This window comes from Rania fehmarnensis (genome assembly GCF_056494185.1).
In genome coordinates, this window is sequence record NZ_CM151398.1 from 3,815,074 (window position 1) to 3,839,535 (window position 24,462).

General features: G+C 54.7%; 21 protein-coding genes. 10 read left to right on the top strand and 11 right to left on the bottom strand.

What is annotated here, in order from left to right; genetic code table 11:
- Window positions 1–664: 664 nt before the first annotated feature.
- Window positions 665–1,654, top strand: coding sequence for a Kelch repeat-containing protein (locus tag SH573x_RS12730; RefSeq protein WP_479355564.1), 990 nt, complete (start codon window positions 665–667; stop codon window positions 1,652–1,654).
- A 257-nt stretch (window positions 1,655–1,911) separates the two neighbouring features.
- Here SH573x_RS12730 and SH573x_RS12735 read toward each other — a convergent pair whose 3' ends face one another.
- Window positions 1,912–2,295, bottom strand: a complete 384-nt coding sequence (locus SH573x_RS12735) for a DoxX family protein (protein ID WP_479355566.1) — start codon at window positions 2,293–2,295, stop codon at window positions 1,912–1,914.
- A 100-nt stretch (window positions 2,296–2,395) separates the two neighbouring features.
- Between SH573x_RS12735 and SH573x_RS12740 the strand changes: the two genes are divergently transcribed.
- Entirely contained in the window at window positions 2,396–3,160 is a 765-nt protein-coding gene (locus SH573x_RS12740) for a hypothetical protein (RefSeq protein ID WP_479355568.1), read from the top strand.
- A gap of 9 nt (window positions 3,161–3,169) precedes the next feature.
- On the opposite strand, the gene SH573x_RS12745 is transcribed toward SH573x_RS12740, so the two are convergent.
- Window positions 3,170–3,928, bottom strand: coding sequence for an SDR family NAD(P)-dependent oxidoreductase (locus tag SH573x_RS12745; RefSeq protein WP_479355569.1), 759 nt, complete (start codon window positions 3,926–3,928; stop codon window positions 3,170–3,172).
- A 260-nt stretch (window positions 3,929–4,188) separates the two neighbouring features.
- Here SH573x_RS12745 and SH573x_RS12750 point away from each other — a divergent pair, with 260 nt between their 5' ends.
- Together SH573x_RS12750 and SH573x_RS12755 are read left to right on the top strand one after the other, a co-directional pair.
- Window positions 4,189–5,067 carry a DMT family transporter gene (locus tag SH573x_RS12750; RefSeq protein WP_479355571.1) on the top strand — a complete coding sequence of 293 codons (879 nt, stop codon included), beginning with the start codon at window positions 4,189–4,191 and terminating at the stop codon, window positions 5,065–5,067.
- A 130-nt stretch (window positions 5,068–5,197) separates the two neighbouring features.
- Window positions 5,198–7,264, top strand: coding sequence for a glycosyl hydrolase family 65 domain-containing protein (locus SH573x_RS12755; RefSeq protein ID WP_479355573.1), 2,067 nt, complete (start codon window positions 5,198–5,200; stop codon window positions 7,262–7,264).
- Window positions 7,265–7,437: 173 nt separating this feature from the next.
- On the opposite strand, the gene SH573x_RS12760 is transcribed toward SH573x_RS12755, so the two are convergent.
- Window positions 7,438–8,211, bottom strand: a complete 774-nt coding sequence (locus tag SH573x_RS12760; protein ID WP_479355575.1) for a rhomboid family intramembrane serine protease — start codon at window positions 8,209–8,211, stop codon at window positions 7,438–7,440.
- Window positions 8,212–8,420: 209 nt separating this feature from the next.
- On the opposite strand from SH573x_RS12760, the gene SH573x_RS12765 reads away from it, so the two are divergent.
- Entirely contained in the window at window positions 8,421–9,161 is a 741-nt protein-coding gene (locus tag SH573x_RS12765) for a carboxylesterase family protein (protein ID WP_479355576.1), read from the top strand.
- A 20-nt stretch (window positions 9,162–9,181) separates the two neighbouring features.
- On the opposite strand, the gene SH573x_RS12770 is transcribed toward SH573x_RS12765, so the two are convergent.
- From SH573x_RS12770 to SH573x_RS12785, 4 genes are all read right to left on the bottom strand, one after another.
- Window positions 9,182–10,708 (bottom strand): FAD-dependent oxidoreductase, encoded by a 1,527-nt coding sequence (locus SH573x_RS12770; RefSeq protein ID WP_479355578.1) that lies wholly within the window; start codon window positions 10,706–10,708, stop codon window positions 9,182–9,184.
- A gap of 73 nt (window positions 10,709–10,781) precedes the next feature.
- Window positions 10,782–12,935 (bottom strand): glycoside hydrolase family 32 protein, encoded by a 2,154-nt coding sequence (locus SH573x_RS12775; protein WP_479355580.1) that lies wholly within the window; start codon window positions 12,933–12,935, stop codon window positions 10,782–10,784.
- A 168-nt stretch (window positions 12,936–13,103) separates the two neighbouring features.
- Window positions 13,104–13,463 (bottom strand): hypothetical protein, encoded by a 360-nt coding sequence (locus SH573x_RS12780; protein ID WP_479355582.1) that lies wholly within the window; start codon window positions 13,461–13,463, stop codon window positions 13,104–13,106.
- A gap of 221 nt (window positions 13,464–13,684) precedes the next feature.
- Window positions 13,685–14,494, bottom strand: coding sequence for an ExeA family protein (locus SH573x_RS12785; RefSeq protein ID WP_479355583.1), 810 nt, complete (start codon window positions 14,492–14,494; stop codon window positions 13,685–13,687).
- A gap of 154 nt (window positions 14,495–14,648) precedes the next feature.
- Here SH573x_RS12785 and SH573x_RS12790 point away from each other — a divergent pair, with 154 nt between their 5' ends.
- The 4 genes from SH573x_RS12790 to SH573x_RS12805 all read left to right on the top strand — a co-directional run bounded on the left by SH573x_RS12790 (window position 14,649) and on the right by SH573x_RS12805 (window position 19,001).
- A complete protein-coding gene (locus SH573x_RS12790; protein WP_479355585.1) occupies window positions 14,649–15,434 on the top strand; it encodes an RsmE family RNA methyltransferase in 786 nt (261 codons plus the stop codon).
- 120 nt (window positions 15,435–15,554) lie between these two features.
- Window positions 15,555–16,130: a Maf family protein gene (locus SH573x_RS12795; RefSeq protein ID WP_479355587.1), complete on the top strand. Its 576-nt coding sequence runs from the start codon at window positions 15,555–15,557 to the stop codon at window positions 16,128–16,130.
- A gap of 1,128 nt (window positions 16,131–17,258) precedes the next feature.
- Entirely contained in the window at window positions 17,259–18,041 is a 783-nt protein-coding gene (locus SH573x_RS12800; RefSeq protein WP_479355589.1) for an SDR family NAD(P)-dependent oxidoreductase, read from the top strand.
- 63 nt (window positions 18,042–18,104) lie between these two features.
- Window positions 18,105–19,001 carry an EamA family transporter gene (locus SH573x_RS12805; protein WP_479355591.1) on the top strand — a complete coding sequence of 299 codons (897 nt, stop codon included), beginning with the start codon at window positions 18,105–18,107 and terminating at the stop codon, window positions 18,999–19,001.
- A gap of 115 nt (window positions 19,002–19,116) precedes the next feature.
- Here the strand turns inward: SH573x_RS12805 and SH573x_RS12810 are convergent, their stop codons facing one another.
- From SH573x_RS12810 to SH573x_RS12820, 3 genes are all read right to left on the bottom strand, one after another.
- Window positions 19,117–20,649: a serpin family protein gene (locus SH573x_RS12810; RefSeq protein ID WP_479355592.1), complete on the bottom strand. Its 1,533-nt coding sequence runs from the start codon at window positions 20,647–20,649 to the stop codon at window positions 19,117–19,119.
- Between the two features lie 201 nt (window positions 20,650–20,850).
- Complete coding sequence (locus tag SH573x_RS12815; RefSeq protein ID WP_479355593.1) at window positions 20,851–21,243, bottom strand: hypothetical protein; 393 nt, start codon at window positions 21,241–21,243, stop codon at window positions 20,851–20,853.
- Between the two features lie 143 nt (window positions 21,244–21,386).
- A complete protein-coding gene (locus SH573x_RS12820) occupies window positions 21,387–21,917 on the bottom strand; it encodes a hypothetical protein (protein ID WP_479355595.1) in 531 nt (176 codons plus the stop codon).
- Between the two features lie 240 nt (window positions 21,918–22,157).
- Between SH573x_RS12820 and SH573x_RS12825 the strand changes: the two genes are divergently transcribed.
- Window positions 22,158–22,604: a hypothetical protein gene (locus SH573x_RS12825; RefSeq protein ID WP_479355596.1), complete on the top strand. Its 447-nt coding sequence runs from the start codon at window positions 22,158–22,160 to the stop codon at window positions 22,602–22,604.
- An 89-nt stretch (window positions 22,605–22,693) separates the two neighbouring features.
- Here the strand turns inward: SH573x_RS12825 and SH573x_RS12830 are convergent, their stop codons facing one another.
- On the bottom strand, window positions 22,694–24,283 hold the full coding sequence (locus SH573x_RS12830) for a phytoene desaturase family protein (protein WP_479355598.1): 1,590 nt from the start codon (window positions 24,281–24,283) through the stop codon (window positions 22,694–22,696).
- Window positions 24,284–24,462 lie beyond the last annotated feature (179 nt).

Here is a 24,462-nt window from a genome sequence, read left to right on the forward strand (position 1 = left end):
GCACTGCCCCTCACACCACGATTGACTACCCCTGCGCCCGACCCTCGCTGAGCTGTCTCGCTGTGCAAATTCTTGGTTCCAAATGAGATTAAGTCTCAATAGTCTAGCGGACCTCTGTTTTTACACAAGGTCGATGGAGAAAAATATTGTTGCGGAGTGCGTGCCGGCCACGCCAGAGCATGACCGGCGGGCATATTTCGAAGGATCTGACCAGGTCTGCTTGTTGAGACTTGATATCGCGGCTGGGTGTTGAAGGGCGTTAGAGCGCGGCGAGTCCAGCTACGAATGGTAGTTTGACACATCTGTGACTGTCTGTATAATCGCGTTTCGTTGAGACGTGATCTCAATAGATCGCCAGCAAGCAGCCAGCCATGCTTCGATTCAAGTTCTTATGAGTCGAAACCAGCCAGCCACCAGCCACACGCCAGTGACGAGTCGCTAATTCTTGGGCTGAAGTATTTTATGAGCTCGCCATTCGATAGCGTTGCCTCTCTCGGTTCTTTGAGCCCAGAGTCAAATGGCTACAATGACTTCGAAATCTGCAACCACTGTTCGATTTTCACTTGATCAAGCTTCACCAAAGGAACGATGTTGTCGGCAATTCGCTGGCGGGGTCGGGCTGCAGTTGATCAGGGCAACCATTAATTTTGGAACCAAAACACTCATGAACGTCAACAAGCTTTTTTGCATTCTGGCCTTGGCCTCGATGGGGCAGTGGGTAGAGGCCGCTGAACCGCCGGCAGTCAAGTACGCGCCACTTCCCTTTGCGATTACCAGCTTCGGCGCCGCGCGCAGTGGCGATCAGCTGTATGTCTATGGTGGCAACATGGCCAGCGCGCACACGTACTGGAACAAGGGCCAGTCGGAAAAATTGTTGCGGTTGGATTTGAAGAACCCGGCCAGTGATTGGCAAGAAGTTAGTAGTGGCCCACGCATTCAGGGTCTGGCCATGGTCGCTCACAACAATCGCTTGATCGTTATTGGCGGTTTCAGCGCGCTGAACGAAGAAGGGCAAAAGCAAGATCTGCATTCTTCGGCCGAAGTCCGCGCTTATGATCTTGCAGCCAACAGTTGGAGTCCCTTGCCGGCGCTGCCGGAGGCTCGATCCAGTCACGATGCTGCGATCATTGGTAACACTGTCTATGTGGTGGGTGGCTGGAAGTTGGCCGGTGAAGGCGAAACACAGTGGCATGAAACCGCTTGGAGCATGGACTTGAGTGCCGCTGAACCCAAATGGACGGAGCTGGCCAATCCTCCTTTCAAGCGACGCGCTGTGGCTGCGATCGAACACAAGGGCAAGTTGTTTGTGGTCGGTGGCATGAATGAAAAAGGCGGACCGACTCGGCAAGTGGCCGTATATGATCCGTCAAGTCAAACGTGGTCCGAAGGTCCTGAGCTGGTCGGCGAAAAAGCGATGGCCGGTTTTGGTGTTTCCGGTTGGAGTGTCGATGGTAAGTTGATCGTTACCTCGCATGAAGGTTCCATCGAGCAGTGGAACGAGAAGGACAACTCGTGGACTGTCCTCGGTCAATCCACCGACGCCCGCTTCTTCCATCGTATCCTGCCCATCGACGCTAATTGTCTTATCGCCATCGGTGGTGCCAACATGGGCAGCGGAAAATTCTTGGACTGCGAAGTCATCGCCATCAAGTGAGCGGGTCTTGGGAGTGCTGTGACGCTAGCCTTTGGAGTGCTGTGGCGCTAGCCACAGCTTTGATGTAATAACCAAACGCTACCGCAGCCTGCGCGGACCGATAGTCATGAGCGGCGTTAGCCGTAGCTTTGATGTGATAATCAAGCGTGACCGCAGCCTGCACGAACCAACAGTCATGAGCGTACGCTCGTGCGTACAGGCTGCGGTACAGTCAACGCATACATCAAAGCGGTGCCGCGGGCACCGCACTCCAAGGTCTATTGGTCGGTGTGCGGTTTGGTGAAGGCTAAGGCGAAGACGCGTCCATCGCGCAAGCCCAGAGCGATCCACATCACGACGCCGATGATAATGGGGAAGACAAAGTTGTCGTTGATGCGAACGTGAGTAGCTATGGCTCCACCCAGATAGGCACTCAGCAAGATTGCGCCGATGAAGGCTGTGCGTGGAATTAGAAATAGCACGGTACACGCAATCTCCACGATTCCGATGGGGATCATGGCTGCGGTTGTCCAGCCCATCTTGGCGAACATTGCTTCTTTGTCGGGGAAGTCAACGAACTTTCCGCTCGCGCTGACAACGCCTAGAAATAATGCCAACAAGATGCTCAGCGACCAGCCAACAATCTTGCGCGGTTTTGACATATTGAATCCTCTGAAGAGTATGGAAACGCTTGGCTCGCAGTATTATGACCATATTCAGTTGCATTCCAAGGTATGAAGGCGGCCAGCGGAGGACGCAGAAATGGAGCCACGCAGTGAGACACCTGGCATTGAGCTGCCGCGGGACGTCGCCCGTAGTGTGGACGGGGCACCGACGCTAGGTTGGCAAGCGGCGTGGCTCTTGTTGCCGGCGATCGCATTGATCTGGGGTTGGTTCATGCCAGCCTTTTATGATTGGACTGGTAGCGATCAAAGCCGCATGCCTTGGATCGTGCCGGCAATTGGGGGCGCCATCCTAGCGTTCGACAGCGCCGTCTGGTTGTGGCTGGTTTGGTTGCATAAGACCGACGCTGAGCGTGATCGTTTATTCCATGCGCCGATGACTTTCAGCATCCGGCACTGGTTTATTGCCATGTTGTTGGTGGCGCTATTGTTAGCCATCTTCATGCAAAGGCAAGTGATATTCGCCATCCTGCTGATGATCGGTACAGTGATTTACTCCGTCTATGAACTGTGGAATCGCCCAGACCGTTGGAAGCTGGTCAATATGTTAGCTTGCCAATACTTGCCCTTCATTTGGCTCGTGGTATCCGGACAAATGAGTATTGAGTTGTTGATGAATGGGTCGGGACTGCCAGCCCTCTTTCCCACTTTGTACTTTGAGCAATGGGCGCAGCAAGGCGTAGGTAGGTCGTTGTGGTTTTCGATAGCCCTGACAGCGATGCAAATCTTGTTAGGCATCTGGTTGGCGCGGGGTGGCACGAAACGTTTGTATGCTTATCTGCTGTTCATTTTGACGCAGTCGTTGTTCGGCTCGTTTGTGTTGCATGCCTTGGTGCGCGCGTGAGCGCAGCGATCAGCCGCCCAGCCCAGCTCCTCCGCCCATGGCGACATCTTCGCCAGTGAAGCGACCGTGAGCGGCCACGAACAAGGCCAACTCGGCAACTTCGACAGCGTTGTTCATGCGTCCATCGAGTGCGATTTCGTTGACGCTGGCATGAACTTGTTGCGGTTGAATATCCATCATGGCTGTCGATGTAGGGCCCGGTGAGATGCTGTTGACGCGAATGCCGAAACTGCGCAGTTGCATGGCCGCGCCGTTGACTAGGGCCACCACACCGGCTTTGGTCGCGTTGTATACAGGATTGACACGTGAACCCGAGCGCGCTTTGGTACCGGAAATGGAACCCAGCAGCAGAATGCTGCCGCGGCGAGCTGGACGCATGAGGGCGGCCGCTGCATGCAGACAATAAAACGCTCCGGACAAGTTGATACTAATGGCCCGATCCCAAATCTCACTGGTAGTATCTGTTAGCGATTCGATGTTCAGAATCCCGGCAGTGTAAAAAAGATAATCAACTCCACCTGCCATTGCATGTACCTGACCAAAGTAATCATTTACGGCGACTGAATCGGTTACGTCGAGCGTCTGTGTGTGGAGGTTGGTTGATTTTAGTTGGCTAGCGAGTTGATCCAGTGCCGCCTGGCTGCGGTCGGCCACACACAACTTTGCCTGTTGGCCATTGAGCAACGTCGCGATGGCTCCGCCGATCCCGCCCGCGCCCACGACGACGACTGATTTGCCGGTGTATTGTTGAGCGATTCTCTCGAACATGGTGTGCTGGTGCTCGGGTAAATTAGGACGGAATAAGAAGCTACAATTCGCGGTGATTATAGTCTCCTTTCGCTCCGCGAAAGGCCAGCCCCTTCTCACTAGAGCCTGCGCGCTGCTCTTGGCAGACGCCGCGTGTGGGCCATCCGGCCCCGGCACTCAAGTGCAATCGCTTTTAACCGCCGGGTCGATAGAATGAATGCCATATCAGCCCAGCACTTTCGATGTGCCTGGCATCTAAGTGACAAAAACAAAGATACGCAGTGAAGAACGATAACGCCCCTATTAGTATTACCGACAAGATGTTGATGGTCTTGTTGGGCGCAATTTGGGGCGCGTCGTTTTTGTTCATGCGGGTGGCTGTTAGCGAGTTTGGACCGATACCGCTGATTCAAGTTCGCGTGGCCGTGGGTGGCTTGGTGCTGCTTGCCTGGGCTCTATTGCACGGCAAACGCCGTGAGCTTTTCCAGTCGCCCGTCAAGATGTTGATAGTGGGCATCACCAATTCCGCCGTGCCGTTCACCTTGTTCGCCTTTGGAACGACCGTACTATCCGCCGGCCTGGCTTCCGTACTCAATGCCACCTCGCCGTTCTTCGGAGCCTTAATAGCGGTGGTGTTTTTGCGGCAGTCACTATCGAGACGCAAGTGGTTGGGATTGGCCATTGGATTTGGCGGCGTATGCGTGTTAGTCGCGGGCAATCGTACGATTGAGGGTACGGCCTGGGGCGCATTGGTGTGTTTGTTGGCGACCTTTTCCTACGGAGTTGCGGCTCACTACTCCAAACGTCAACTGACTTCGATCACGCCTATTGTGGTAGCTGCATCGAGTACTGTGGCGGCTAGCTTGGTGTTGTTGCCGCTGGCGCTTTACTACTGGCCCGCCCAGTCGCCCAGTCTCCAAAGCTGGTTGTCAGCCATTGCGCTCGGAGTCATATGTACCGGTGTTGCCTTGGCAATTTATTTTCACTTGCTCAGTGTCATCGGCGCCACGCGGGCTATCTCCGTGGCTTACTTGATTCCACTGTTTGGAGTCGTTTGGGGTGTAGTGTTTCTGGGCGAACAGATATCGATGCTCATGCTCGCAGGCGGCGCATTGATCCTTGGCGGCCTATGGACCATCTCAGCCGAGCGCACGCCGTAGCCACCGTCGCCAGACGGTGGAAATGAATGTAGCCATCGTCGCCAGACGGTGGATGCGTTACGCTTGATCTTCCACCGCTTGGCAGCGGTGGCTACCAGTTTTTCCACCTATTGATTTTGATTTGCAACTCATGAAATTCTGTACTTTGGCGGCCGTCGTACCACTGGTCGTGTTGTTGTCCTCGGCTTTTCCAACGTTGGCGTCATCGGCTGAGCTACCAAAGTTCATTGTGCCCGGGCACGAGCAGTCGATGCAGTCGCTCGAACTGTTGCATGCGCTGCATCACGACAACGCGTTTACTTCTTGCACACTGTGGGATGCCTGGCTGCCGATGTCGACAGTTTGGACCGGTCCCGGGCCGCGTGCCCGCTATCGGGATTCGCTCTTGAATCGCCGTATTGACGATGAAGGCTACGTAGCCATGCAGCAGCATCGAGGTATGGCACATAGCGACGGCTGGCCATTTCCAGCCTGGCAGCAAAGTACCGGCAAGGGGTTTCACTTTTCGATCTTGGGCGAAGAATGGTCCGTGCAGAACTTTCGCACGCAACCGTTGCCAGATACGCGTGGCTGGAAGATCGATGGCGCTGAAGTAGCAGGCATCGATCCTCAACATGGTCTGACCCTGCATGCCACCAGCGACACGATCAGCATCACTACGCCACTGATCCGCTGCGGTACGATCGTCGCTCCGTTTGCGCGCCTCGAGTGGTCAGGCGAAGACTTGCCGCCATCAGCCACTGCCACCATCGAGTGGTTGCTCGATAGCGATCAAGGCTGGCCAGCCGAACGCGTGGTTCCCGTCACCCTGCCCCGTGGTGGCCTGCAGTATGTCAACGTACCGCTCTACCGACAGCCGGGTTATGCGGGACTACTGCGCAATTATCGACTGGTTATTACGAACGCTCAGAATGCCAAGCTGCATTTGAAGTCGATCATCACTGCCATCGACACGCGTCACCCCACGACAAACTGGAACTATTTGCAAGCTTGCACCACCTATTTCAACTGGTCCGGTGACATGGACTTCTTGCGCGCCAACCTGCAGCGCATGCGGACAGCCGTGCGTTACGGCGTCGACGAATTTTCGCTGGCCAGCAGTAAACACATGGTGGTACCTTGGGTCGGGCATGAAGGTCGGACTGGACTGGGTCGCCAGCCCGATGGGTCCAAGCAGCTGAAGCCGGGCGTCGGTGTGGGCAACAACTACTGGGACTTGTTGCCCTTTGGTGGTCACGATGCCATGGCCACGATGTTAGCATACGATGCATTAGGCGCGATGAGTAAGTTGGAGTCGGCCATTGCCCAACATGAACAATGGTCGTTGCCAGTCCCGGATCCGAGGTTCACTGCGGAGAAACTTCAGACGCTCACGGATGAAGTGCGTCAAGATTTTCAGCAGCGATTCTGGAATGCGGAAACTGGACGTTTCTATGGGTGGATCGACGTGGATGGTCAGGGATACGATTATGGTTTTACATTCGTCAACCTAGAAGCCATCTATTATGGTGTGGCATCGGACGCGCAAGCTCGCCAGATACTCGACTGGGTCAGTGGTCAGCGAGTTATCGAAGGTGATACGTCGACCGGAGCAGATATCTATCGCTGGCGATTCGCTCCACGTGCTACTACGAAGCGGAACATCGAGACCTATGTGTGGGCCTGGTCGGGGCCGGAATCCATTGCATGGGGCAACCAAGTTCAGGATGGCGGTGCCGTGCTGGGCTTCAGTTATCATGACTTGATGGCCCGCCTCAAGACCAATGGCCCAGATGATGCATGGGAGCGTTTGTCGAAGATCATCACATGGTTTGATGAAGTGCAAGGCGAAGGTGGCTATCGCGCTTATTACGCTAAACCTGGGAGAGGATTGCTGCAAGGCGGTGGCCCACCCGGTGGTTTGGGACTGGATCAGGAGTTCTTGGAGAGCGTGCTGGTGCCCCAAGTCATGCTGTACGGATTCTTGGGAGCCCAGCCGACGGCTAACGGGCTGCAATTGAATCCTCGCTTACCACAAGCCTGGCCTGCATTAACTGTTACTGGGATACATGTGCAGGACTATGCGCTAAACGTCACCGCGCATCAAAATGGTCGCCTCGAAGTCATTCAGACTCAGCCCGGCCAGCGTCCGCTCGACATCCGCGTTGGCGAAAAGCAGTACACCTTAGAGCCAGGCAAGACGCTAACGATTGAGTAATCCTTAGAGTGGTTCCTTGGAGTGCGGAAGCATCTGCTTCCGCTTTGATGTAAGTGTTGACGATACCGCAGCCTGTACGCACGGTTGACGCTCATGACTATAGGTTCATGCAGGCTGCGGTACAGTTTGGTTATTACATCAAAGCTGTGGCTGACGCCACAGCACTCCAAAGGCTACCACAACCTGTGAGCTTGCGGGTCGCGTTCGTACTGGCGATGCAGAATGGAATCGGGTTCACGTTTGAGTTGCATTCGGCAACATAGTGCGGCCAACGCTCCGGTTGCGAAGCCTCCGATGTGAGCCATGTAGGCTACGCCTCCGACGTCAGCTGATGTGAGCGCGATCGATCCGACGCCACTAATTAATTGCATCACAATCCACATCCCCAAGACCAACACGGCGGGTACGGTCACCACGCTGTAAAAGAAGATGGCGTTCACGCGGTTGTATGGAAACAAAACTAAATATGCCCCCATGACGCCGGCAATAGCTCCCGAAGCGCCGAGACTCGGAATAACGCTGCCGGGATTCATCATGATTTGGGCCAGACTACCTACCAAACCTGATGATAAGTAGAAGATCAAGAACCAAACGTGACCAAAGCGATGCTCGACGTTGTTTCCAAAAATCCACAGGTAAAGCATGTTGCCGAAGATGTGCCCAAAGCCGCCGTGCATGAACATGGAACTCAAAAGAGTTAACCAAATAATCGGCGGGCCTGGTGCTTGCGGAATCGCGACCGGCTCACCTCCGGCGTAGCCAATCAGCTCTGGTTCCACCAAGTCAACACCGGTGGTAATTTCGCGAGGAATGACGCTCCAGCCGTACGTGAAATCGGGCTGAATCATCTGCACGACGAACAGCAGCACGTTGGCCAGCAGCAGGCCGTTGGAGATAAGCGCGGGCGAGTTGACTTCTTGATCGTCATCGCTGATCGGAAAAAACATGGGCAATCTTTAGTGAGTAAAAAGTAGTGTGCCGAGTTGGAAGTGCGACCAACGTTGGATCTCAGTTTATGAGCAAGCATCATACCCGTCGAGATAGGTAGCCGAAGTCGCCAGACTTTGGACAGGAAGTTGAAGTTATCGTCCGCTGGTTTGTGACATGCTGATGGGCTAATCTACGGTTATTGAAACCTCAACTTTGGAGAGCAAACATGAATCGCATACTGTGTTACTACTGGGCAGCCTGTACTTTGTCGCTGGTTGCATTCTCAACTCATTCCGCGTTAGGTGCTGAACCGACGCCAGGCAAACAAGTTGAAATGAGTTTCAAGGCCAGCGATGGAGCCGAGGTGCCTTATTTGTTGTACCTGCCGGAAGCATACGAATCAGCTGCGGATCCTCTGCCGCTTGTGTTGTTCTTGCACGGTCGCGGCGAAAGCAATGGACCGTTGAGCATCGTGGCTGCGTGGGGCCCGCCGCAAATGGCTGCTCGCGGCGATAAGCTACCGTACATTTTGATTTCTCCCCAATGTCCACGCGACGATAGTTGGAGAAGTCCGACGCAACAGAAACGCGTGAGTGAACTACTGGATGCGACCGTCAAAGGCTTCAAGGTGGATACTCAGCGTCTGATACTGACGGGCCTGAGTATGGGCGGTGCCGGGTCGTGGCGGATGTCAGCCGATAACCCTGACAAGTTCGCAGCAGTTGTGCCTATCTGTGGCAGCGTCACAATCGAAGATGCGCCTAAGCTGAAAGACATTCCGCTGTGGGCGTGGGTCGGCGATCGCGACGGAGTTTACGAAGCCAACGTGAAAATGCAAGCGGCTATTGAGCGAGCTGGCGGCCAGTCATCTCGATTGACAGTGCTGGAACATATCGGCCACAACTCGTGGTCCGCCGCGTATGCTTCGCCCGATTTGACCGCTTGGATGCTAAAGCAGAAACGCTGACAACTACGCCCGCCGCGTCGTCACTCTAAATCGTCCTCGGGCGGACCGTACAATCGCTGACCGTGAGCGCAAAAGCGTCCGCCATGGACTGGGCAATCCCAGGTCTGTTCGGCTTCGTTCCAGTGAACCACACCGCCCATGTGAGTGCAGAGCGGCTTGCGAACGTGTAAGGCGCCTTGACGATCTCGGCAGGCGGCAATGTGCTTGCCGTCGGATACGCCGACCTTACCTTGACCTGGGTTCAGCTGTTGTGGGTCAATGCGTTCGGCCGGCAAGACACGCTCGGCATAGTCAGCGGCTGCCGTGGCTTGTTCGCCGATCATCGTAGGCAGCGAGTGAACTGCCCAGCGTGCAGGACAAACGACCGAGTGCAAGGGCGTCTCAACGCCCGCGATTTGTTCTGCCACGATGCGTCCGGCAGCGGTTCCCCAAGTCAAACCGACACCGCTCAAGCCGGTGATGACCCACACATTGTCTTTTCCGGGGGCTAGCCCGATGATCGGTAGTTTGTCGACGGGTTCGAAGAGCTCAGCGCTCCATTGATCGACAACATCGAGAACTTTAAAACGTGAGTTAACATAGTCCAATAACTCACGTTGTGCCTGATTCGAATCGTGAGCGCCGGTTCGTTGATCGCAACCACCTACTATAAGCAGTTGAGGATCCGAACTGCTGACATGGCGCGTGTAGTAATACGGATCGGAATTATCCCAAAACAGGGCATCCGGTGGTGGGTCAGCGACGCGTACACACACCGCATACGATTGATAAGCGGGTGTTTGAAAGTAAATGCGCATCACCTCGGTATAGTTGGAGTGAACTGCACAGACCGCTCGCTCGAACTCGATGGTCGCCTCGCCGACTTCAATCTCGGTTGGATGTTTGCCCAAGGGGCCACTGGCGATGGACTGTTCATAAATTTGTCCACCTCGCTCGGTGACCAGGTTAGCTAAGTGCTGGACATAGGCCAAGCTATTCATGCGGGCCATCGATGGAATGCGGTAGCCGAAGCCGGCCTGTGGTAATGGTACTTCATCCAACCAACTAGCATCCAGACCCAGTTGCAGCGCTGCTGTCAGTTCAGCTTGCATCGCTTCGCGCGAGGAGCAGCGAGGTGCTGGTTGCCCTGTCTGTGGCGCTCCAGCATGGTTGGTGTAGTAATACGCTGGGATGCGCACAAACTCTGTCGGCTTATCTGCTCGTTCGGCAATCAACTCGATCGCCGTTTGACGAGCAGCCACAACTGCCCGCGCGTTGTCCAAGCCCACATCGTGTATAAACTTGTGCGGGCCACTTTCGGGATGGCTATCGAGATGCCCGGTACTACCACCGGTGGTCCCGCCGCCGATCACCAGCGCCTCGAGCACCGTTACCTGGTGACCACGCTCCAGTAATTCTAGAGCAGTGCTCAGCCCGGCGATGCCGCCGCCTAACACCACGATCTCGGTCTGAGCTCGACCGACAAGTTGCGGATACTTGGGTTGCAATGGGCTCCGCTTGAGCCAGTGGGAACGATGCGTGGAATGGTCCGGAAGCACAGCGGTCACCCTCTGAGTTTAGTTAGTGCATGCGATATCAAACTGCACGCCTAACTAGTCAGTAGCAATCCGCGGGCCATTGTCACCACGCACTCTGCAGCTGGTAAACCACAAGCTTAGAGATTTGCGCCGGGCCACTGTTGGTCTTGATCGCATACTGTCGATTCTCTGGCGATACGTTGATGGGCATCGGCACATAGGTCAGCCCACCACTGGCAAATACTTCTAAACCTGTGCGGTCACAGTAGATGATCAAGCTCTGTCGCCCTTGTTGTAATGGGGCTTTAGCGCGTTGACCATGGACTTCGAGTTCCTGGGTGCCGAAATCATAAACGACTTTTACTCCACGAATCGACAGCTCGACTTGAGCTGCTCCGTCGCTTTCCATATCAACGCGTAACTCCGAGAGTTCGGCTTGAACGTTGGCTAGTGGATTTGGAGTATCGAGCTTCAGGGTGAGTGCATCGATCTTTTGGCTGCTCTTTCGCAAACTTGCCAGCTCACGAGCTGGCGTAAAAGTCAGTCGCGGGCCATCGGTCGTCTTGGTCAGTCCTAGCTCAAGTGGAATGGTCATCGATTGATTGAAGGGCATGTCTTTGGTTTCGGTCTGAAACCAACCGACAAAGATGCGTCGACCATCAGGTACATCGCTATAGGACTGTGCCGCATAGAAGCCGCGACCTTGTTGCCCAGTCAATCGCTCGACTTCTGGCGTAAATATTCGGCCGTCAAATTGCCCGACGCCGTACTGGCTATCAGCCGCGATAAGCACCCACTTCTGGTTCGAAGCATCTCCATCCACCGGAAGCTGAAACATGTCAGGGCATTCGAACAAGTAACGTTTGCCATCGGGATCGCCCGGTGACACGCTGGCTAGCTGCCAGTTGCGCAGATTTTCTGACGTAAAGAAGTGGACCGTGTGTACCTTGTCCTTCTCGACGTACAACACCATGACCCAGCGTTGGGTCGGTTCGTGCCAGAAGACTTTGGGGTCACGATTACCGGGTGTAATCTGATCGATAACCGGGTTCTCCGCATACTTGGTGAAATTGCGGCCATCGTGGCTATAAGCAATACACTGTACGGTCGGGTTGCCGGCGGCCGTATAAATTAGAACCAATGGCGGCTGGCCATCTTTGCCCAAGCCGCTGGTATTCTTCCAATCAACGACAGCACTGCCAGAGAACATCGGACCATACTTATCGGGCATCAACACATCGCCCAGCTCTTCCCAGTGGATCAGGTCTTTGCTGACCGCATGCCCCCAGTGCATATTCCCCCAGCCCCAGCCATAAGGATTGTGCTGAAAGAACATGTGGTACTCGCCGTTGTAGTACACCAGGCCATTGGGATCGTTATTCCAACCACGGCGCGGCGAGAAGTGAAACTGCCCGCGCAGCGATTCGCGATACAACTTGTCAGCATTGATTAGTTCGTCGGACGATTGAACTTTGGCCAGTGGGTTAGCGTCCTCGGCGATGCGATCGATTTTGAGCGTTACGGTTTTGCCCAGGTAAGCACTGACATCCATCGGCGCCCACCAGTCCGGCGCGTCATTCGAAACAGCAATGTCATTGACGACGACAACTTGAGCCCCAATCAGCAGACTCACTTTGCGCAAGGGGGCATCATTCTTGATGGGCAAGTGCAAGAACTTGGCGGCCACTTGAAACTCGCGTGTGACATCGCTCAACAACCCAGTTGGTTTCTGGTCAGTCTGGACTAGATGATCAACGTTGATATGTCCCCAGCCACCAGTGGCCGCGTCGATAATCTTCAGGGCAGCATTGCGACCAGCGAATGGACTAACGTCCCAGGCTTCGGCGGACAAAGCTTCGCTACCGCCAGCGCGGTCATTGGGTCCGGTGGAACTGCGTACCACCTGGCCATCGACGATCAGCTGCAATGCCAACTGTTCTGGATTGCGACCGCCTCCGATCAAGAAGGCGATGTACTTGCGCTGGATCTTGAACTCGGGCGAAGTGAGAGTGCCAGTCGATTTGTCGCCGTCGACAAACGAGTTGACCAGCCGCTGCCCGCGAAAACCCTCGACAGGCATTTGTCCCGGCAGCGTTCCCTTGGCCGGGCCCATGCCGAAGGCTTGGCCTTCGATTTTCCACTGCCCATAACTGTCCGCTTCGAAGTCGGCAATCAGCAAATCGTCGGCCGCTTGGGCTCTAGTGGTAATAGCCAGAATGAGGCCACAGACAAGACACGCAAAGTTGTATTGAGACATGGTTGGCAAGATTCAATGAGTGGATCGAAAGCGGGTTAGCCCACTAGGATACACCGATTCGCCGATGATGTCTCAGTGCGAGAATCGATTCTCACTCTTTAAAATCGACGCACTCAGATATATGAAAGACATTTCCGGAATTAGAGTTCCGGAATGGTAGTTCCGCTATCAGTTGGCGATTGTGATTTGGCCGGCGGGCACATCGATGCCGCGTCGATCGGCTAATGCCTTAAGCGCAAACTGAAAATAGGGTAGAGGCACGCGCGGGTTGCGTTTGATGGCCCACGAGTACACGACGTTGACCATGGCTCTGGGTATTTTGCCTTGATTGACCAGCGTAACAACTTGCAGGACATAAGCCCGTTGTTCGCTGTTGACGACGCGCAAACCGTTGATCAGTTGGTCTTCGAGTTTGACGACTTCGCCCGGATTGACTTCAGCCTGGTTGGCATCAAAGTCCGGGACTTGAGCGTTCGCAGTGGAAGCGGAGACACAGCAGACCAAGCATGCTGCCAAAAATTTGGACATGGCAGATGCGATGCAGGCTGCGAACCTAGGCGACACGTGCGAATCAGTAGTCATCTGGAATTCCTTGGTCGATCGCGAAACACTTGATATGTCGAATATCAAAAAGCCGCCCTTGGTTCAAGCCCAAGTCCGTCTCCTTTCGCTCCGCGAAAGGCAAACATGGCTCTCTTTCGCGAAGCGAAACTAAACAAAGCTCACTTTCGCGGAGCGAAAGTAGACACTTACGCAGCCGCGTTGAACTGTTTGGGTATTTCTTGCAATACTTGTGCGACGATGCTTTCATCGATGCGAGCACACTGGCGTACTGCGCCAGCGATTAACGCCAAATCGGCTAATTGCGAAAGGCGACGAGCGATACCTTTGGTGCTCTCGTGCATACGCGCGATGGCTGAATCGCTGTAGATCGTCGTTGAACCGTGGCAGCGTGACAGTACGAACCGCACATACTCGCGTGTTTGTTGCAAGTCCCAGGGCGACAGCTCGATATTCAGATAGCTGCGTTCTAGCAACCAGCGGCTGACCGTGGATGTCAGGCTGGCTTCGATCGACAGCACGATACTCACATTTTTGTCTTCCGCCATTCGTACCAGGCGGACCAGGTCTGTTTCAGCGCTAGCTCCGCAGTTCTCGACATCGTCAATCAAGAACAGCGTGTGTGCATCGCTGCGTTGCCGTGTGTACAAGCAATCGGTCAGCACGCTCCAAGCCTCTGATAGGTTGGCAGCACCGCGACCGCAAGTTTTCTTGGTCAGTTCGCAAGCCAGGTCGCCTCCGGCCATGCCCAACATCGATACCTGGCAGACTTGAGGAGTTGGCAAATCGGTTTGTCGAGGCGGCTGATGGACCAACCAATTCAGTAAGCATGACTTGCCCACACCACTGGGACCGACCAGTGTAGCCAGATTGCGTCGTTGGCTGCACAGGAATTCGATGCGGGCCAGCGCTTCCTCGACCGACGCTCCGCGAAAAAAGAGGCTGGAGTTGTGCGCAAAAGGAGCTGCACTCAGGTTCCAATATTTCCAATAGGTCACGTTCGCACCCTCCCCGAACTGTCGATCTGCTTGCCCAACTTCAGTTATCCTCTACTATCGGCTCACGGAAATTACGAATTCAGTACAATCGATAAACTCAAGCACATCAGAAAACTTGAAGTTCAAAGCCTGACCTGAAATCTAAAACCTGCGTATGTCTCCACCACGTTTCTACTTGCCCCAGCTTGCCAAAGCTAACGCCGCTAGTCTGGGCTACTGTCAAATCACAGGTCCCGAAGCCAAACATGCGACCGCCGTGTTGCGTTTGCGCGAGGGTGACGATGTTGAACTGTTTAATGGCCTTGGCGACTCAGTGGTTGCCAAGATCGTAGCTCGACGCAAAGATGCGATCGACTGCGAGCTTCAGCAGTGGCAGACGACGCGGGGTGAGCCAGCTATTCAGCTGACTCTCGCCATCGCTCTACCTAAGGGGGATCGTCAGCGCGTGCTAATCGATGCGATAACCGAGCTAGGAGTGGCCCGGCTCGTACCGCTGATAACTGAGCGTGGCGTGGCCCAGCCAACCGACTCGGCGCTGGAGCGCTTGCAACGCACTGTCATCGAAGCCTGCAAGCAATGCGGACGCAATCGACTATTAGAAATCGCCGCCCCTCAATCGATATCCGCGCTGCGGATGACAACCGCTGAAGCCGACGCGACCTTGCGACTGCTGGCTCATCCGTACCCCGGCCCTTACAAACTGAGCGCACTGATGCCCAGCCTGCACAGCGGAGTGACCAGCGTTTCACTGGTGATAGGTCCCGAAGGCGGACTGACCGATGATGAGACGCTCAGCCTGGCCACTGCCGGCTGGCAAGTCGTAAGCTTGGGTGAGACCATCTTGCGCATCGAAGTCGCCGCCATCTCCGCCGTCGCGCAAGTCTTGGGCTGGTACCACGGGCTAAGTCTTCAACGCGAAAACGCTATTTCGAGCATATGACGATTTGCACAACGTATGAAGTTAACTTCCCCCAACATGTTGGCTTGACCTCCATTCAAACTGTGGCAGCTGAAATGCCACGAAGGTACTTTGTTTTTTCAATACCGAAGGATTGCGCGCATGCGACTCATCTTGGCTAGTCAATCACCGCGACGTCGCCAGTTACTGCAGTCAGCTGGATACGATTTTGAAGTTATAGCGCCGAGCGAGGAAGCGGAAAGTGGCCAGCCCGACGGCGATCCGACCAGCGTCTACGTGACGCGTCTGGCCGTGCAGAAAGCGGCTGATGTCGCCATGCGAGTAACGCAACCGGCGATCATCATTGCATGCGATACCGTAGCCGACTGCGAAGGTATGGTGCTGGGCAAACCACGTGATCGCGATCACGCGCGACATATGCTGGGTATGTTGAGCGGACGACTGCATGAAGTGTGGAGTGGACTGTGTGTGTGGCACACAGAAACCGGCGAATTCGATGTCCGCCCCGTGTGCAGTCAATTGCAAATGGCCCAGCTGAGTCCAGCGATGATCGAAGAGTATCTCGATAGCGGCAACTGGCAAGGAAAATCAGGGGCCTTTGGTTACCAAGACGACCTGCCTTGGCTCACCCTGGTCTCCGGCAGCGAAAGCAACATTGTCGGTCTGCCCATGGAGGTTTTAGAAACGATGCTCAGTGAGGCCTCCAGGACTACTTAGTTTATGGATATCGTGCAGCTTTATAATCAGTTGTGTGAAGGGTATGTCACCGCTCCCAGCGAACAGGTCGTCCGATTTAAAATTAGTTCGCGATGGCAAATGCAAGCTAAATGATGACCTTGGTGAAAAAGTAGGGCGTCGAGCATATTGCTCGAGGCCAGACCCGCTAACTCATGTCTCTCGCTTCCGACGTCTATCCCCGATCTTGAGCGCGGGGACACACCACTGGTCTTTTTGCTAGCGTCACCCATGCGCGCGGGGACAGACGCGGTGCTCGTCAAGTGTCTGTCCCCCAGGCCGATCTGCCCCGCTAACGCAAGTCACTCGCGACCGACGTCTGTCCCCGATCTTGAGCGTGGGGACATACCACTGGTCTTTTTGCTAGCGTCACCCATGCGCGCGGGGACAGACGCGGTGCTCGTCAAGTGTCTGTCCCCCAGCCGATCTGCCACGCTAACGCAAGTCACTCGCGACCGACGTCTGTCCCCGATCTTAAGCGCGGGGACACACCACTGGTCTTTTTTGCTAGCGTCACCCGCGCGCGGGGGACAGACCCGTGTTCGTCAAGTGTCTGTCCCCCAGGCCGATCTGCCCCGCTAACGCAAGTCTCTCACGCCTGACGTCTGTCCCCGATCTTAAGCGCGGGGACATACCACTGGTCTTTTTGCTAGCGTCACCCATGCGCCCAGGGACAGACCCGTGTTCGTCAAGTGTCTGTCCCCAGGCCAATCCGCCCCGCTAACTCACGTCACTCGAGCCCGACGTCTGTCCCCGATCTTGAGTGCGGGGACACACCACTGGTCTTTTTGCTAGCGTCACCCATGCGCGTGCGTGGGACAGACCAATGCGGATTTCTAAATCGGACGACCTGCGAAGCCGAGGGAGGTCGCAGACGAGGCGCTCGAGCCGAAGTATGCGGGAGGGCTCGTTACCGCAGCGAAAGTGCTCTGCAGCGGTTTTTCCCCGCGGCGGAGTGATATCAACGCAAAACAAGTCGTGGAATTGTGGCGGGACGAGTAATTGACCCCGGCGCGCCGTTCAATCAAACTGTCGCCAACTTGCTGGCTTGCTTTGCTGTGGAGTGCCACTAACGTTCAATCGCAGGTTTCGTAAACTGTCGAATCAACAATGAATTCAATAGCAAAAGTCGCGATCGTCACCGGTGGTGGAACAGGTGTTGGGCAAGCCACTTCGTTCAGCCTAGCGCGACAGGGCTGGTCAGTGGTCGTCAACTACTCGCGGTCTAAGTCCGACGCCGAACAAACTGTTTCTCAAATTCAACAGTCAGGTGGTCAGGCGTTGGCCGTGCAAGCGGATGTGGCAGATGATTTAGCTTGCCGCACCCTGGTCGAAACGACACTCAAGAAGTTTGAACGCATCGACGCGCTGGTCAACTGCGCCGGGATTACCGAGTTCATACCGTTTCAGGATTTGGAATCGGTTACCGACGAAGTTTGGCAGCGGCTGTATCAAGTGAATGTCGTGGGCGCCTTTCATTGTGCCCGCGCTGTTCGCGAACCGATGCGCGAAAGTGGTGGCGGAGTAATCATCAACATATCGAGCGTCGCTGCGCAATTGGGACAAGGTAGTTCGATCCCATATTGCTGTACAAAAGCTGCCCTGGACAATTTAACGGTCGCGCTCGCACGAACCTTTGCACCCGAAATTCGAGTCAACGGAATCGCGCCAGGCTTCATCGACGGCCGCTGGACTCAAGGCGGGCTAGGTGAAAAATTTCAAAGCATCAAAGAGGCCTACGATCGCACACTCCCGATGCAACGTGTATGCCAGCCTCAGGATATCGCCGATGCAATATTGAGCTTGATCAACGGTAGTTCCCTGGTCACCGGCCAAACTTTAACAGTAGATGCTGGCATGATGATCAGTGGTTTTCATGTCAAGTTTGATTAAGCGATACGCATCGGATGGCAATCGGACATTGAGTGACGAGGTGACATGAGCCTGAGTGACTGGATGTCCGATTCGCTGCATCTGCTTTTTCCGTTGCTTTCAAGTTTCTTGTTTGTCTTGGCGGGCACGCTGGCCAAGCAGGCCACTGTGCGTGGGGTCAGTCCCTTCACAGCGACGGCTCTTTCCAACTGCATCTTAGCCTCGTGCTGGTTGGTCATTGGAACGGTGCATGGAGACTGGCTACAACTATCCGCGTGGTGGTCAGCTCTTGGCATTGCCTGCCTGTTCGTGACTGGGCAGCTCTCAACCTACTTGGCGTTTCGCTTGGGCGATGTATCGCTGGCAACGCCGGTGTTTGGAATCAAGATCATCATGGTGGCGGTGATCATGTCAGCGATGGCTCAGCGCGGCATCGAAACTCGAGTTTGGATCGCCGCGGCGCTAGCAACGATGGGCGTGGCTGTCATACAGTTGGGGTCCGGCGGCGCGAACTCGCCGGCCCTGACAAGCCGCCGCGCTGCCATGGCAATTGGTTTTGCAATTCTGGCAGCGACATCATTGACACTGTTTGACATCGGCGTTCAATTCGCGGGCCAGCGGCATGGGGCGATTCGATTTTTGTCGACCATGTTCTGCCTGGTGGGCGTGCTGTCGCTGGGCTTATTACCCTGGAGCGATTCACCTGCGAGTGTCAAACGCATGGGGGCAACTCAGCCTTTGATGGGGGCCGGTGTGCTGATGGCTCTGCAAGCCATCAGTATTACTTTCGCGCTAGCTCAGTTCGGCGATGCTGCGCGAGTTAACATCGTGTATTCACTCCGCGGCTTCTGGTCTGTTATTTTAGCTTGGCTACTTAGCCGCTGGGCTCGTAACACGCACGACCAGTATTCCACGAGAACTCTACTGTATCGATTTGCAGGCGCAATTCTACTGACAGCAGCGGTGGTGGTTGCGCTGTGAGTTATGCACTGTAGTCACGGTTCGCCAGACGGGGACATGTAGCCACCGTCGCCAGACGGTGGACTCGATGGGCAACGAAGCCATCGTTTTCCAGCGGTGGCTACCTAACTATTCATTAGGCAACTGTCTCCACTTTGCCAGCGAACAGTAGCATGCCGCTTTCTTTTTCGATGATGGCAAACAGGAATGGATGATCAGCAAAGAAGTCAGGAGTGAACGGTCGGCTAACCGGCGCGGCTGTCAGTTCCATCGATACGACCGTAGCGGCGGCAGCTTCGGTACCTCGTTCATTGACCTCGACGAAGGCTTTGTGAATAACCAGCGAAATTTTCAATCGATCGGAGGCAGATCCACTCTCGGTTAGGCCAGTGAAGTCAGCTTGATCTTGAAACGCGGTCTGCATGCCGAGTTCTTTCAGACTGGGCACCAGGTTGTAGTTGGTACTCAGAGTGAACTTTGGCAGTTTCACATTCAGCTTGCGCGGCTGCAGAGCCGACAAGAATGTGGCTAGTTTTTCGGCAGTCAGTGATGACAGGATTGCATCCAGCCGGCCGACCTTTTGAGGTAACACAGCAATCATCGACAGCTTGTCACCACCGTAGGGCAACTCTGCGACCTGGAATCCATCGTCGCCTGGATAGAGCGTCGCAGGTTCCACATCGAAGCCGACTTTTTTCGGTGTCTCGAAAACTGTACCGTCCTCGTTGAAGGCCGCGTATCGCGTACCCGAAAGACCGTGGGCATTCATCATGGCCACTTCGGCTTGTTGTCCACGGCTGGTTGTAAACTTGGCCGGCTGCGTTAGTTGCTCCTCGAACGGTGTGGACCAATTGCCCTTGAAGTAAATTGCATTGGCGATAACCAATCGCGTCAGCGGACTAAGCGCATCGGGTGGAATGATGTTTTCAATTTTCTTTTGCGTGTGGTCGCTGACCCAGTCGTTTATGCGCATGCGTTCGCGTTCGGGGTTGGATTGGAAGTCACACTCGAACGCGCCGGCCGCGCCATAAAATTCTTCGACGTGTTGTTGATAAGTTTTCGACAGTGGATAACTGTTGTCCAGCCACAGTGAATTGGCATTGGCCAACTCCGGATGGCCGATCGAAGCGGACAACGAATTTATTTGAGCTGCCAGCGCCTTGGCTTTGACCGACAGTTGTTGATTGAGGCGGAAATTGCCCTGCTGGATGGCTTTGTCCGAATCGGAGTTCAACGCTGCAAGCTGATCCTTGAGTTGTTTGAGCTCGTCACGCATCTTATCGCTGACGACCGGTGGTTTGAGTGCTTCGACCTTGGCTCGATACTCTTTTCGGAAAGCGGACATGTTCCAGGGCACATCTCCAGCAACCTTGAGGGCTGGCGGAAAGCCGAGCGCTGTTCCCATCTCCTGGGCGGTTTGACCGCGAGCACCTTCGAGCGCAATGGCTAGCGCCGACTCGATCGAGAACGGTGAAAAGAACTGATTCTTCCCTGGTTCCGCTTGGCTAAAGAGTTTCAGCAGCTCAAGCGAAAAACTGTTGTTAGCTGCCACCAGGTTATTTTCCAGCATTGCAATTTCGCTCGCATTTAGAACTCCCGGACCAGCAGCCAAGGTCGCCGCCACAGCCAACGTAAAGGCACGTCTCGAAATCACCAGTTCACTACCCATTCTCGTCACTCCTAAGTTCCAATGTGGCATAGGCTTCCAGCCTGTGTACAAAGTGTGGCATTGGCTTCCATCCCCAATGTGGCATAGGCTTCCAGCCTGTGTGCACCAGCATAGACACTTGATCTTGCAGCCGCGTTCCCGATTCGGCTTTCAAACCGCGTGCAACTTATCGCTTCGAGGCTCCCACCACCGGGCGGTTGCTCATGCCAAATAGTTCTCTTCAGCATAACGAGTTTGCCAAGCCCAAGTCACGGCAACTGCAAAGACGACCGTTACGGCCACCAAGCCAAGATTAAAACTCAGATTCGACCAGTCGAGCTGACCGGTGACATCGGCGTGGAAGGGCCAGCCGCTGGTGATCAGTTGCTTACCAGCCCCGTAATCGGTGATTTGCCGGATTCCGTAGTATGGTTCGGGCCAACCAAGTTTGTATTCGAGAACATCTACTTGGCGGACTAAACCGGTCAAGTACTTCACTTCGCCCGAATAGGTAATTTGCGGCGATCCCCAGCGGTTGAGTGCCACGAACACGGCCACGACTGCTGTCGCGACCAAAAGTTGGAGTACGGTGAGCCGATATTGAACTCTCATCATGCCGCAATTCTATCGCATTGCAGAGTCGTAAAACAGCTAGCCGTACAAATCTCTGCCATGGACCGAAGCCCGAGACGATTTGCCCCGGGCCTCGGTTGGATGAGTGCGCGCAGCAACTCTCACACCTCACTTACTCCTTACTCCTACTTCTTGCGAACCAGTTTCATTTTGCCGCAGTGTTCAGGCGCAGGCTTGCCACCTTCCCAGGATTCGCCGACGATTTCGATATGATCAGCGTCGACGAAGGTGAGCGTAGCGGCATGCATATGAGCATCTTTGGCTGGATCGAGATTCGTTCCGCCCGTAAACTTCCAGCAGATCTGATTCTCTGGAGAGGCAGGATCGGCTTTCATGCGCGGTTGATTGCCTAGCATGCAATAATGGGTCATTAGCAGTTCGTTTTTGTCGAGGTGATAAACCGAGACCATCTCCATATCGTCGCCGGGAAAGAGGGTTTCATGTACAGCGGACCCGCCCGCAGTAACGCGGATAACCGACATGACCTTATCGGTTGGCTTGCCATCCTCACCCGCTTCGACCCAAGTCCCAGCCAACTTCTTGAGCTGCTCGAACTTCGCCTTCTCCTTACCCGGCTTCTTCGCGCCGTCATCACCAACAGCCAACCCACACAGAACCACCATGGCCAACCCAGTGGCCAAGACTTTTCGCAACATTACAGAGCTCCTCTAGGGAAAGAGATATCGCAACGCAACCTCCCGGAACGGCATGCGAGAGGTGCAAACTATCTCATGGTCGTTCGCGGTGCACTCGGTTCGACAGAACTGAACCAAATTTTGCGCACTTCATTTGTTAACGCGACCTACCGGAGCTTGATGGTCGTCCACAAAGTACTCAAACTCAACCATAGGCATGGTTTTCAATTCCGATTTTTGTAGATCGAGTTTTGCTTTCAGATGAATAAAGCCTTTGTTCGCGAACCGGAACAAGATGGTCGCGCGTATTGTCCCAGCTGCGGATCGCTTGGGGACTCCGTCGTACGTGTGACGTTGGACCATCACATACAACCGCAATTTCGCTCGAAGTTAGGAAACGACGCCTGGTTTTGTCCGTTTGCCGACTGCAAAATCGCCTATTTCGATTTGTATCAGCGCGCGGTCTCGACGGATCAGCTCCAAGTTGCCGTGTTTCCCAAGACTCTCGATGCACCTATTTGTCCGTGTTTCGGTTTCACCGCCGAGCAACTAGAGCAAGCAATTAGTGATCGCGATCCATCGTCACTCAGAGATCTGCTAGCGAAGTCGAAAACACCACAGGCCCGTTGCGCAGAACTCGCCGCCAACGGTCGCTGCTGCATGAAAGACGTACAGCGACTTTATATTCGCGGAACCTCAGTGGACTGAACTGCCACGCCAAATAATTAAGCTCCAGACCGAGTTGATGCGGGTCAAGCTCCGTTCAAATGCGCGTCTTGATGTTGGCGGCGATTCGTTTAGCGGTGCTCGCGGGCGAGTACTGCCATAGCGGCGTTGCGTCCTGGGATACCGCTAACGGCGCCACCTCGATGGGCTGACGAACCGGCGCAGTAGACGCGATCAATAGCCGTCTCAACGCCCCAGCTTCCCTCGACGCGTGAGTCTTCTGCAAAGAACCATGAGGGCGCCGTATGAAAGATGTTACCAAGATCCAACCCGAGCTCACGCTCAAGATCTTGAGGCAGCTTGATCTCGATACACGTCTCTCCGCGTGAATCGCAGGCCAGGCACTGGCGGAACGAGCCTTGGCACAACTGGTCCAGCGCATCGAGATAACGATTCAACACGATCTCGCGTTTGCGCTGAGCATCTTCCACAAACAGCCGATACGGCATATCCAAACCGAACAAGGTCAGGGTGTGATAACCCTGTGTTTGTAGTTGGGGTGAAAGAATTGAAGGGTCCGTAAGCGTATGGCAGTAGATCTCGAAGGGCGGATGTGTCGGAATCTCACCAGCTGCTGCTTGCTCGTACGAACACTGCATCTGCTGGTAACCCTCGCTCACATGAAACGAACCCGCAAAGGCATCATGGCTTGATACATTCACGGCCTTCAGCTGCGGAAGTCGCTTCAGCAGCATATTGACTTTGACCACCGAGCCCTCGTCGTTGGCTGTAGGCGACCAGGATTGATTGCTCAGCTTGGCAAACGTGGAAGCACCAGCGTTGATCAAGACGTATCGGGCATCGACCGCCTCCACGCGATCACCATGAGTGAACTCCAGCGAGTGCACTTGAGCAGTAGTAAGTCGTTCGGCTGAAGCCCCACTGAGTAGCTCTACACCCAGAGCTCGGCAACGCTGCAAGAGCGAATCGGTCAGCGATTGCATCCCGCCGATCGGTACTTGCCATTCACCTGTTCCCTGGCCTACAACGTGATATAGAAAACATCGGTTCTGCAGTAGCGAAGAATCATGTGCGTGCGTAAAGACTCCGATCTTGGCATCGGTCAGCAGAAGTCCGCGCACCAAATCGCTACTCACAAAACTCTCCAGCGATTCGCCAAGGGGCTGCTCTACCACTGCCTGCCAGGCTCGCAACTGCTCGCGATCCAGTTGGCTCTTAAAGGTGGCTCGACTCTGGAGTGGCTCTAGCAACGATGGCCAGATGCGCGCTGCCAGACCGCGAAGCATAGCTTGCCAGTTACAATAGCCCTGCCACTCCGCATCCGAGCCGCATAACTGTCGCATGGACCTGCGCGAAGTGTCCGTGTCGACATTCGAGATAACAAGTGCATCGAGGTCGCCGCTCACAGTCTGATAGGGTGTGCACGATGCGACTCGACGACGGCGAGTCGCAAAGTTCAATTGCAACTCGTCAATGATCGCTTGAGGCAGTAGCGAAACCAAATAAGAGTAGCGCGACAGTCGGGCATCGAACTCAGGAAAAACTCTCTGAGATACCGTAGCGCCGCCCAATTCCAAATTGCGTTCCAAGACTGCGACGCTCAAACCACTACTAGCGAGGTACGCGGCAGCTATCAATCCATTGTGACCGCTGCCGACTATTACTACATCGTAAGCTGATTGGCGAAGTCCATTTGTCATGCATGTAACCTCGATATTTGCACGCGGCTTGCTACTTGTTGCTTGCTATCTTCTTTCGACACAGCTCTCATGGCTGATGAAATTGTAATCTTATCGCGAGTGATAGCGAACTGCACACGGATATACTGAGATTGCCGAGCGAATCGAGTCCGTATCCTCGCAGTTTGTCAGCCCGTTTG